General features: G+C 65.2%; 21 protein-coding genes. All 21 read left to right on the plus strand.

Annotation, left to right across the window (positions count from 1 at the left end):
• Nucleotides 1–399, plus strand: a complete 399-nt coding sequence (locus ABGB08_RS14925; RefSeq protein ID WP_347590513.1) for a hypothetical protein — start codon at nucleotides 1–3, stop codon at nucleotides 397–399.
• On the plus strand, nucleotides 396–1,214 hold the full coding sequence (locus ABGB08_RS14930) for a tRNA(His) guanylyltransferase Thg1 family protein (protein ID WP_347590515.1): 819 nt from the start codon (nucleotides 396–398) through the stop codon (nucleotides 1,212–1,214). The genes ABGB08_RS14925 and ABGB08_RS14930 overlap by 4 nt, the downstream gene beginning before the upstream one ends.
• Nucleotides 1,211–1,348: a hypothetical protein gene (locus tag ABGB08_RS14935; protein ID WP_347590517.1), complete on the plus strand. Its 138-nt coding sequence runs from the start codon at nucleotides 1,211–1,213 to the stop codon at nucleotides 1,346–1,348. The genes ABGB08_RS14930 and ABGB08_RS14935 overlap by 4 nt, the downstream gene beginning before the upstream one ends.
• Nucleotides 1,333–1,707, plus strand: coding sequence for a DUF433 domain-containing protein (locus ABGB08_RS14940; RefSeq protein WP_347590521.1), 375 nt, complete (start codon nucleotides 1,333–1,335; stop codon nucleotides 1,705–1,707). The genes ABGB08_RS14935 and ABGB08_RS14940 overlap by 16 nt, the downstream gene beginning before the upstream one ends.
• Nucleotides 1,704–1,868: a hypothetical protein gene (locus ABGB08_RS14945; RefSeq protein WP_347590523.1), complete on the plus strand. Its 165-nt coding sequence runs from the start codon at nucleotides 1,704–1,706 to the stop codon at nucleotides 1,866–1,868. Before ABGB08_RS14940 ends, ABGB08_RS14945 begins: the two co-directional genes overlap by 4 nt.
• Before the next feature lie 22 nt (nucleotides 1,869–1,890).
• Nucleotides 1,891–2,187 (plus strand): DUF6221 family protein, encoded by a 297-nt coding sequence (locus tag ABGB08_RS14950; RefSeq protein ID WP_347590525.1) that lies wholly within the window; start codon nucleotides 1,891–1,893, stop codon nucleotides 2,185–2,187.
• Nucleotides 2,184–2,537: a hypothetical protein gene (locus tag ABGB08_RS14955; protein WP_347590527.1), complete on the plus strand. Its 354-nt coding sequence runs from the start codon at nucleotides 2,184–2,186 to the stop codon at nucleotides 2,535–2,537. Before ABGB08_RS14950 ends, ABGB08_RS14955 begins: the two co-directional genes overlap by 4 nt.
• The gene (locus ABGB08_RS14960; protein WP_347590529.1) at nucleotides 2,534–2,788 is read left to right on the plus strand and encodes a hypothetical protein; all 255 of its coding nucleotides are present in this window, start codon (nucleotides 2,534–2,536) and stop codon (nucleotides 2,786–2,788) included. The genes ABGB08_RS14955 and ABGB08_RS14960 overlap by 4 nt, the downstream gene beginning before the upstream one ends.
• 15 nt (nucleotides 2,789–2,803) lie before the next feature.
• Nucleotides 2,804–2,965, plus strand: a complete 162-nt coding sequence (locus ABGB08_RS14965; protein ID WP_347590531.1) for a hypothetical protein — start codon at nucleotides 2,804–2,806, stop codon at nucleotides 2,963–2,965.
• Between the two features lie 44 nt (nucleotides 2,966–3,009).
• Nucleotides 3,010–3,252: a hypothetical protein gene (locus ABGB08_RS14970; RefSeq protein ID WP_347590533.1), complete on the plus strand. Its 243-nt coding sequence runs from the start codon at nucleotides 3,010–3,012 to the stop codon at nucleotides 3,250–3,252.
• 96 nt (nucleotides 3,253–3,348) lie between these two features.
• Complete coding sequence (locus ABGB08_RS14975) at nucleotides 3,349–4,014, plus strand: hypothetical protein (RefSeq protein ID WP_347590535.1); 666 nt, start codon at nucleotides 3,349–3,351, stop codon at nucleotides 4,012–4,014.
• A complete protein-coding gene (locus ABGB08_RS14980) occupies nucleotides 4,011–4,217 on the plus strand; it encodes a helix-turn-helix domain-containing protein (RefSeq protein ID WP_347590537.1) in 207 nt (68 codons plus the stop codon). The genes ABGB08_RS14975 and ABGB08_RS14980 overlap by 4 nt, the downstream gene beginning before the upstream one ends.
• A gap of 381 nt (nucleotides 4,218–4,598) precedes the next feature.
• Nucleotides 4,599–5,606, plus strand: a complete 1,008-nt coding sequence (locus ABGB08_RS14985) for a GIY-YIG nuclease family protein (RefSeq protein ID WP_347590539.1) — start codon at nucleotides 4,599–4,601, stop codon at nucleotides 5,604–5,606.
• Between the two features lie 159 nt (nucleotides 5,607–5,765).
• On the plus strand, nucleotides 5,766–5,963 hold the full coding sequence (locus ABGB08_RS14990; protein WP_347590541.1) for a hypothetical protein: 198 nt from the start codon (nucleotides 5,766–5,768) through the stop codon (nucleotides 5,961–5,963).
• 100 nt (nucleotides 5,964–6,063) lie between these two features.
• A complete protein-coding gene (locus ABGB08_RS14995; protein WP_347590543.1) occupies nucleotides 6,064–6,372 on the plus strand; it encodes a hypothetical protein in 309 nt (102 codons plus the stop codon).
• Complete coding sequence (locus tag ABGB08_RS15000) at nucleotides 6,365–7,033, plus strand: hypothetical protein (RefSeq protein ID WP_347590545.1); 669 nt, start codon at nucleotides 6,365–6,367, stop codon at nucleotides 7,031–7,033. Before ABGB08_RS14995 ends, ABGB08_RS15000 begins: the two co-directional genes overlap by 8 nt.
• A gap of 2 nt (nucleotides 7,034–7,035) precedes the next feature.
• Nucleotides 7,036–7,374 carry a DUF6221 family protein gene (locus ABGB08_RS15005; RefSeq protein WP_347590547.1) on the plus strand — a complete coding sequence of 113 codons (339 nt, stop codon included), beginning with the start codon at nucleotides 7,036–7,038 and terminating at the stop codon, nucleotides 7,372–7,374.
• Nucleotides 7,371–7,550 carry a hypothetical protein gene (locus ABGB08_RS15010; protein WP_347590549.1) on the plus strand — a complete coding sequence of 60 codons (180 nt, stop codon included), beginning with the start codon at nucleotides 7,371–7,373 and terminating at the stop codon, nucleotides 7,548–7,550. The genes ABGB08_RS15005 and ABGB08_RS15010 overlap by 4 nt, the downstream gene beginning before the upstream one ends.
• A gap of 38 nt (nucleotides 7,551–7,588) precedes the next feature.
• On the plus strand, nucleotides 7,589–7,825 hold the full coding sequence (locus tag ABGB08_RS15015; protein ID WP_347590551.1) for a hypothetical protein: 237 nt from the start codon (nucleotides 7,589–7,591) through the stop codon (nucleotides 7,823–7,825).
• 217 nt (nucleotides 7,826–8,042) lie between these two features.
• A complete protein-coding gene (locus ABGB08_RS15020) occupies nucleotides 8,043–8,438 on the plus strand; it encodes a hypothetical protein (RefSeq protein WP_347590553.1) in 396 nt (131 codons plus the stop codon).
• Between the two features lie 19 nt (nucleotides 8,439–8,457).
• Nucleotides 8,458–9,453, plus strand: a complete 996-nt coding sequence (locus ABGB08_RS15025; RefSeq protein WP_347590555.1) for a right-handed parallel beta-helix repeat-containing protein — start codon at nucleotides 8,458–8,460, stop codon at nucleotides 9,451–9,453.
• Nucleotides 9,454–9,467 lie beyond the last annotated feature (14 nt).

Genomic DNA, 9,467 nt, shown 5'->3' on the forward strand with positions numbered 1-9,467 from the left:
ATGGATGACGCCCTAGTGGCCATCTCCGACGTCTACGGCTACCCGGTTCAACTCCTGGACAGCCCCGACGCCGAGCGTGACGCCCTGCTGGTGGTGATCGGTTCCGTCATCCACGCCCAACTTGCCCGCGCCCGCCTGGACGTCTCGGCTGTACGGGCTCTGGCTGACGGGCTGAACCGCTGGCTGGCCGAACGCGAAGACGCGCAAAGCGAACCCGAGCCGGTCGAGGTCTTCGCGCCCACCGCCCAAGAGTGGGATGGCGCTCTCGCTCTGGACTTGGCCGAGTTGGGCTGTACCCGTGACGACCTGAAAGCCATGGCCCGCACTGGCGACTACGCGTCTCCCGCCCACCGCAAACTCTGGCTGACCGTCAAGCCCGTACCGAAGGATCTTTCATGAGCGACAACAGCAGCCTCGGCAACAGGATGAAGCTCTACGAAGCGCCGACCAGGGCAGTCCTCCCGCGCCGCTCGTTCTGCCTACTGCGCGTCGACGGCCGCTCCTTCCACCAGTACCTGCGTAAGGCCGACCGCCCGTTCGACATGAACGTGATCGCCATCATGGACGAGGTGACGAAAGCGCTGTGCGCCGAGATCACCGGGACGGTGTTCGCCTACACCCAATCCGATGAGATCAGCCTCCTGATCGAAGACTTCGGGTCCATCCACACTCAGCCGTGGTTCGGCGGAGTGGTCAACAAGATGGTGTCCATCTCGGCTGCGCTGGCTTCAGTGAAGTTCAACGAAGTCGCCCACGAGATCCGGACCACGAGCGGTTTCGCGCCCACGGGCATGGCCTTGTTCGACTCGCGTGTCTTCACCATCTCCGACCCGGTTGAGGTCGCCAACTACTACGTGTGGCGGCAGAAGGATTGGGTCCGCAACAGCATCTCCATGGCCGCTCACGCTCACTTCTCCCAAGCCGAACTCCACAAGGTCAACACCGACCAGATGCAGGAGAAGCTGTGGCAGGAGAAGGGCATCAACTGGGCGAAGTACCCGGACGGTTTGAAGCGCGGGCGGATCTGCATCAAGGTCGCCGGCGAGCAAGAGGTCACCTACACCGACCGGGTCAGCGACGAGACGATGACGGTGGACGCGCTCAGGTCGTGGTGGGAGATCCAAGCCGCGCCACACTTCACGGCCAACCCTGACGGCTGGCTCGCTGAGGTCATCCCGCCCATGCCGTCGCTCGCGGAGCGGAGACCGGCATGACCCGTTTCCGCCTCCGCCGCTGGACCAACTGGGACCCGTTCAATCCGCGCCTGCACGCACCCTGTGGCGACCGGGGTTGCGACCGCTGCTGGATGACGCTCGACGACGACATTTGGCGGTGGCCGTGGAAGTGAGGCCGTACATCGTCATAGACCCTGCCCAAAACTTCGGCCAGCCAGCGATAGCCCGAACCCGAGTCCAGATCGCTCACATCATCGACTGGCTTGAGTCCGGAGACTTGGTGCACGTCGTCCAAGACGAGTACGGGCTGACCCGTGCGGACCTGCTGGTCGCCTGCTGGTTCGAAGCCCGCTACGGCACCGGTGCGCATCCCCGGGATGAGTGGCTGGACTGGCTGGAAGACCACGAACCTGCCTTGTGGTCAGCCAAGGGCTACGAGGAGATCCCTTTCCCGCCGATGAAGCACCGCCCCGCATCGGCCGAAAGCCGAGATGATAGAGCCAACGACACGAGCACCAGGGAGCCGAAATGACCGAGCAGACCGCCGAGACCACCCTCCTGGACCGCGTGGAGAGGTTCACCGTCGTCACTGACGGCGGACGCAATGGGCGGGGCAGGACCCAGGTGTACGGGCTGATGCCGGAGGACGTGGAGGAGGTCCTGAAGCTGGTCCGGGAACGGGCGAAGTGGTAAGGGGGAGAGTGGCATGCCAGTGATGGGTGACCTGACGACCTTCCTGAACGCCCGCTGGGATGAGGAAGAGCAAGACCTCAGAGGGCATCTCGGTAAGGCGCTGGTTCAGGGCTACCTCCGACACAACGGGGAACGGCTACTCGCCGACATCGAATCCAAGCGGGCGGTTCTTCGCCGTTGCGCTGCCTTTGCCGAGGAACTCGATGTGCACCCGAATGGTCTCGTCTCTCCCCGGGCTTTGCTGGCGAGGCAGACCCTCCGCCTGCTTGCTCTCCCGTTCGCTGGCGAAGACGGCTACAAGGAAGAGTGGCGACCATGAACGCGTCCATGAAGTCCACCGAAGGCGACCTTGCCGACGAGTTGATCGGCTACGACCCGCGCCTGCGCTGCCACTGCGTAACCCGCCTGCACCCTCGCTGCATCCGTAAGGCCACCGCAGAGGACGGCATGTGCGACGACTGCCGGGCGATGCGGGCCAAGAACGGCCACCGGGACCACATGATCCAGTACGTGACCGTGCCCGCTCTCCGCGACAGCCCGGACCGGACATGGGCGGTCCTTGAGGAGCGCCGTGGTCATGCCGTACTCATGCCCGGTGACGAGGAGTTCGCCAACAGCAGGTTCATGCTCGGGGATGGCTTGCCGGGAGAGGCCGAGGGGGAGCGGTGACCGTCTGGAAGCCCGGCATGTTCGTCAGCTTCTACGGCGGCGAAGGCCACAAGGTCATGGACACCGGCATGCAACTGCTCACCACCTGCGGCGGTCGGGTCACCTACCTGGGTGCCGAACTGGACGGGCGTCGCTGGAAGCCAGCCGAACGCATGGAGTGCTTCGCCTGTGTGGAGTCTCCCCGTATCGAGTGGGCGACAACGTATGGCTGGGAATTCGACGAAGCGGACGGACTAGCGCCCACCGCTTGAGATAATCGGCGGGAGATGTCCTCCCCTCCCGCCCTTCCGGTTGAGGTGCTGCGCACACCTACCGGGGCACGGGTCCTTTCGCTGCGCGGCCTGCTCACGGTTCGTTTGGACGACGCCCAGTGCGCCGAACTGTGCCGCCTGCTATGCGACGACGAGCCCGAACCCGCACCGGTCTAGCGGGTGCACAATGTGTCTATCCGCATCGGGGAGAGGTAGGCACGTTGACCAGCGAAACGCAGACCGAGGGCACCGAATACCACTGGATTATCAGCTACCTGGTGCCGAGCGCATGCGGTCACGGCTTCAGGACCAGCATGCACAACGGGGTGGTCACCCTGACGACGGAGTCCCGCGAGGACGCCTTCCAGCAAGTGCTGCGGCAGGTGATCGAAGCGGAGGGCATCGGCGCTGACGAGTTCTGCACTCTCGCCTTCACTTTGGAGCCCAACCGGCTCGCGGCTTGATCGGCGTCTCCCCGCCTGCCCAGCGAGGAGACCGCCCACCACAACGTCACCAGCGCCAACTCTGGTCTACCCGTTCAGCGTACTCGGGAGGCCGCCTTGAACATCGACTACGTCTACGACGCGTTAACAGCACTCCGCGGAGCCTTGCCGCTCCTGCCGGAAGCGCTCATCCCGGGAACCCCCCGCCGCTGGTCCCAGCACGAACTCACCGAGGAACAGCGGGACCGCATGGACGCCTTGGCGCGTGTTGAACGCGAAGCCAAGATGGAGAACCTCTCGCGCGGCATCAAAGCGTTGGGCGACGGGAAGGCACCGCTCCGCTTGGACGTGCTCGTCACGACCGGCGAGATCCACGCCGGGGTCGCCGATCTGGAAGACGCGGCGTGCGACCAACTCCAGATCACGCCACTCGCCGGCGCGTCCACCGAGCAGCGGATCGCGCGCGTGATCGGCCTGCTGGACCGGGTGGCGGCGTGGCCGGATCTGGCCGACCACGTGACGGATGAGGCTGTCAGGCTCCGCAGATTGGCGGGCAGAGCCATCGGCGACAACGAGGCGATTCTCCGCATCGACGCCCGCTGTTCCATCTGTGACGCCCGCTCGCTCCGCGCCTTCCCGGATAGGGGTGTGGTGGTGTGCGTCAACAAGGCGTGCAGGTGCGCGTATGAGGATTGTCCTTGCTGGTGGGATCCGCCGCGTAACCATCGGTGGCCGGAAGAGCAGTGGGTTGCCCTCGCTCTGGCGATCGGAGCCGACCAGTGAGCGGGTGGATCGAAGACGAAGAACTCTGGACCGCCGAAGAACTCGCGGCACTAGTCGGGGTGAAAGTCCGCACGGTCTACTCGTGGATGCAGCGGGGTTATCTGCGTCCGGCTGGTTCTCGTGGCCGGTTCTGGCTGTTCCGGCTTGAGGACGGGTTCACCGTGGAGAAGGAGCGGAAGCGGCAGCATCGGCGTGCGGCTTGACATTCGCGGGGGCGAACTGCATCCTGAAACGCAGCAGATGATCTATGCCCAAACCCGGCCACAGAGCCGGGTTTTTGCTTTTCCCGGAGCCCTTCCGCTCCACTAGACGCGCGCCCGGTCCCCCGACCCGCCGCGCCCGCTCCGCATCGGCCTTCCCCGAGAGCCCCGATGCGGAGCCCCCCAAAACGTACGGCCTCGACCTCCCGGGCTGGGGGGTCGCGGTAGAGGTCGTGGCCGTGCGATCACATGCCCAAATCGCCTGAAATATCGGGCTTGAACTGGGAGAATGTACACCAGTACGAAAGTCAAAGACCTCGACAAGCGTTCGTAGGAGTCCGCTCGCCGAGGTCCGGTGTCCAACCTGTTAGGAGCAGGCAAGACATGAGCGAATCTAGCCGTAAGGCGACGTTGGCCAAAGCTTCCAGCCCGAACTTCGAGTTACTCGATTGGGTCAGCCCCAAGGGCGTCGGCCCTGTGGGCCTGCCGAAGCGGCACGAGTACTACCGTTACGTCGGCCACGTCTACGTGATCCAACTGAGCAACGGAACCATCAAGATCGGCATGACCGCCAACCCATGTCAGCGGGTTGAGCAGCATCTCAAGCAGGCAGGCCCGTTCGAGTTGAGGATCGTCCGACTCTGGCTTTCGATCGCTCATCGCAACCCCGTGCAGGTCGAGAAGCTACTCCTCGGCTTCGCCCGGGAGAACAGCAAGGGCCAGATCCTTGACGAATACTTCAAGGGGCTCAACTGCGACGCCATGGTTGAGTTCGCGCGCGGGGTCCAGTTTGCGCCGATCGATCCGGAAGAGATCGCTGCGGTCCTAAAGGCCGAGCGCGAGAGGATCCCGATCTTCGGGCACGTCAACTACGATCCGCCCACCAGTCCGCCCGTGGACCCGGTAGCCGACTTGCCTGAGCATGCAAGGACGGTGATCTCCCAGCTGTTTGGGAGGAATGCGGACGGATCGTACGGCTTCAAGCCGCCCGCCGAGATGGAAGCATCCGTCGAAACGGCGGAAGCGGCATGGGATGTGGCATGCGAGATCGCCGACGCTCGTGGATGCTGCCTGGAATGCGTCCTCCAGAGGACGCCCCTGGACTTCCTCAAAGAGACGCTGTTGGCGATTGTCGAGGCCGAGGCGTCACGTCTCGCGCAACACGTCCATGAGCACGGCCAGCACGGCTGGGTCACCCCGTTCGGCGAGGCCATCAAACGGGCGCTCCCTGCTGATGATCCCCGGTTCAGCAGTGTGGCGGACCCGAGCGCTGACGAATGGGATTGGGATCCGGAGATGGGCTTCCGTCGTTGGACCAAGCAAGGCGATCTAGCCGAAGTGGTGGCGGACTTCCCGCCCTGCCTCCCGGATGCGCTCCCGCACCGATCCTGAGTACCGCCTGATCTGACACCCCTAGCAAGGCCCGGCACTTCGCCCCCGCTGGTGCCGGGCCTTCCGCTTGTCCCCATGACTTCGGCCTGCCGCTGCGGGGCTTACGCCCACGGGCGCGGCGGCGGGCCGAGACCAACCCCCTGAACCCCCGGAGCGATCATGCAGCGCGAACTCCGCGACCTTCCCCCCGAGGTGCGCCGCCTAGTCCACGCCGCCGACAGCATGCGCGACCACTGGGCCGAAGCGGCTCCGCCCGGATACGTGACGAGTGCGCGGCAGCAAGAGCTTTGGCGGGATCTGCACGAAGCCTGTGACGCGGTGTGGGGCCGACTCGACGAGCCCGCGCCCACCAGTTGAACCCAACCCCCATGTCCAGTCATCCCGCAGCTTGATCACTGCGGGTAGAGAACCCCGAGTCTCCCGGCTCGGGGTTCTCGCATTCCCGGGAGAAACCCAAATGCCAGAGAGCATCCAAGTAGGCTCGACCGTTCGGATGGGCGAGGAAAGCTACAAGATCGCCCGCCGCTCCGTCCACCAGATCGCGGACAACCCGGTGACCTTGGACGTCCAGTTGTACCTAGTCGGGGTTCCGGACGACACGCCCACCACTTCCGATGAACTCCTTGATGCCGTCCGAGCCCATCGGGAGCACTGGGAGAAGGTTGAAGCCCATCTCCTTAACCTTCGGCAAGACCCGGTCGACCGACTACTCGAGGCCGAACGCGCCGCGCAGGCCAAAACTCAGCATGGCGACGCCGATGCCTGAGACTCTCCCGCCCTTCAGTGGTGACGATCCCACCTGCCCCAAGTGCGGCAACAGGGAAGCGTCTACGGCTTGGTGGCGTTTCGGACGCATCGACGGGGAGCACGTCTCGCTGGCGTACCCGGACCTATGGCCGGAACGTCTCCACCGTGAGTGCCTCCGCTGCTCCTACGGCTGGGACGAAGCAGTTGTGGGTCAGAGCCCCACAATTGAGCCCGCGCCCACCGTCGTGGACAAGGTCCGCCACCTACGCGACGTCCAAGGCTGGAACGGCACCTGGAACTTCTCGCCGTACATGCTCGGCCTGTTCAACGGCCTTGAGTTGGCGTTGTCGGTGCTGGAAGGCGAACGCGAACCCGTCTACCGCGACGAGCCCGAAGACGGCTACCACTGTGACCGCCCGACGCCGGACATGTCCGGTCCGGAGTTCCTTCCGGTGCCCGCAGGGGATGACGTTGAGCCCACTGTGGACGTCTACGGCGAGGACACCTCGTGGATGATCCCGCTCATCCAGCAGTACATGAACGGCGAGCGCGTCACGCTGCCCGCTGGCGCTGTGTCCTATTCGGCGAGTTTCAACCGCTCTGACCCGCTGGAGTCCACGTTCACTGTGGAGCGCGAGGACGGTTCTACGGTGACCCGCAAGTGGTCGGTGAAGCCATGACGATGTCCATCGTTGAGTTCCTTGAGGCTCGTCTCGCCGAAGACCTCGCCGTGATCGATGAGGCCCACAAGGCAGACGAGAAGCCCGAACCGGGCGACTACGCCTTGTACGTCTACGACGACGACTACCTGCACAACACGATCGTGGTCACCGCGCCTCGCGTACGGCAGGATGTGGAGATGTGCAGGCGTCTGATCGCCGCCCACATCGGCTACTACGGGGCTGGCGATGATGAGTACTGGCCGATCCCGACGTTGAGCATCCTCGCTGCCCGGTACTCGACCCACCCGGACTACGACCCTTCGTGGGCTCTGGACACGGCAGAGGCGGTGAACGAGTGACTCTCGCCGAGAAGATCGCCGCTATCCCTGGTGGTGAAGGCTGGTGGCACTCGGACGGCCAATCCTTGTACGAGGAGTTGGCGCAAGATCTTGTCGCCCGGGGCTACTCCGAAGGGGACGCGGTGGATCTGCTGGCGTCGGCGTACGGAGCTGCCGCCGCAGAGTTCGGCGACTGACTCGAATACCCGTTCGGGTCTCCGGGTAGCATCCCTCCATGGCCGAAGACCTGCCCCCACTCGTAGAAGTGGCAGGCCAGCGCGCCCACCTCCATTTCTGGTTGGAGCGCCCGGACGGCCTATGGGGCGGCCTGGAACGCCAAGACACGTGGCCCGATGACATGACCGGGTTCGGCAGCCGAGAGGCGTTCTACACCTGCCAGTGGTACGCCCACGAGAGCGTGATCCGCGTCGTTCCGGGCTACGAGAAGCGCCGAGTAAAGACCTACGGCTGAGCGCCCACGGGAGGTCTCATGGCCTCCCGCCGCTGCTTGCCCTTCACCCACGCCTGGGAGCGCGTAGAGACCATCGGCAACGTCGTCACGTACCGGTGTAGACGGCCTGGCTGTAACGCATCCAAGACCCGCGTCCACTAACGCCCCAACGCATCCGCTGGACCCTCTTGCCCGCCATCGTGCGGGCTTTCTTTACGCCCTGGAAGGGGTGGCTGTCATGGCTGTGGGACTCGCCTCTGGGGTCGCGAACAGCATCCTCAACGCTCTCTGCCGATCCACGCCGTGGGTCGAACCCGACGAGGTGTGGGTGAAACTCCACGTCGGCGATCCGGGAGCGGCGGGCACTGGAAGCCCGGCGACCGAGACCGACCGGATCCAGGCCACGTTCGGCACCGACGCGGCGTCGGGTGCGATCTCCAACACGGCGGCGCTCACCTGGACGGGCGTCGCGGGCGCGGAGGACTACACGCACTGGTCGGCCTGGTCCGCCTCCACCGTCGGCACGTTCCTTTTCTCCGGCCTGATGACCGCCAACGCCGTCTCGACGTCGGACGATTTCACGATCCCCATCGGCGAGATGGACGTATTTCTCGGCGTCGCCACCGATCCCTAAACCACCTGGAGTTGTCCCTTTGCGTTACGCCCGCATTCTCGCCGCTGCCGTGCTCGCTCTCGGCCTGCTCTCACTGCCTGCCACCGCCCACGCGGACGGGCCATGCCCGGCTGCGACGGTCACCGTGGCGAGCGAGGTACAGCTGACCGCCGCTCTCGGCGCTGCCGTCCCGGGTGATGTGATCCACATTCAGGACGGCGTCTACGCCGACGGCTGGGCGGCGTCCACGCCCGGTACGGAGGCCGATCCGATCTGGCTGTGCGGCGGCCCCGGCGCGGTCCTGACCGATGACGGGATCTCCAGCGGGTACGGCCTGCATCTGGTTGGCGCGGACTGGTGGCACCTGTACGGCTTCACGGTCACCGACGCCCAAAAGGGCGTGATCGTGGACGGGTCCGCGCACGTCACCGTCGAGGCGCTGACCGTGCACGGCGTCGGCGATGAGGGCATTCACCTTCGCGCCTTCACCACCGACAGCCTGGTCACCGGCAACACGATCTACGACACGGGGAACCGGCGGGAGAAGTTCGGCGAGGGCGTCTACATCGGCAGCTCGGATGCCAACTGGGGTGCACTCACGGGCGGCCTGCCGGACGCATCCGACCGCAACACCATCACCGGCAACACCATCTACGACACCACCGCCGAGAGCATCGACATCAAGGAAGGCACCTCGGACGGGATCGCGTCCGGCAACTCCTTCGACGGGTCGGGCCAGACCGAAGAGGGCGCGGACTCCTGGGTTGACGTCAAGGGCAACGGCTGGCTCATCACGGGCAACACCGGCGTCCACAGCCTGCTGGACGGCTTCCAGACCCACCACCGCAACCTGACAAAGTCGGGGCTCGGCGACTGGGGCCTGGGCAACGTCTTCACCGGCAACGCGGCTGACGTGCAGGGACCTGGCCGAGGCTTCTACGTCCACGATCCCAGTACGACGGGCAACGTCGTGGCCTGCGGCAACACCGTCACCGGTGCCGCGCTCGGCTTCGCCAATCTGGCCTGCACACCCTGACGCCGGTCCGGGGG

The organism is Acrocarpospora sp. B8E8 (genome assembly GCF_039871605.1).
GTDB lineage: Bacteria > Actinomycetota > Actinomycetes > Streptosporangiales > Streptosporangiaceae > Acrocarpospora > Acrocarpospora macrocephala.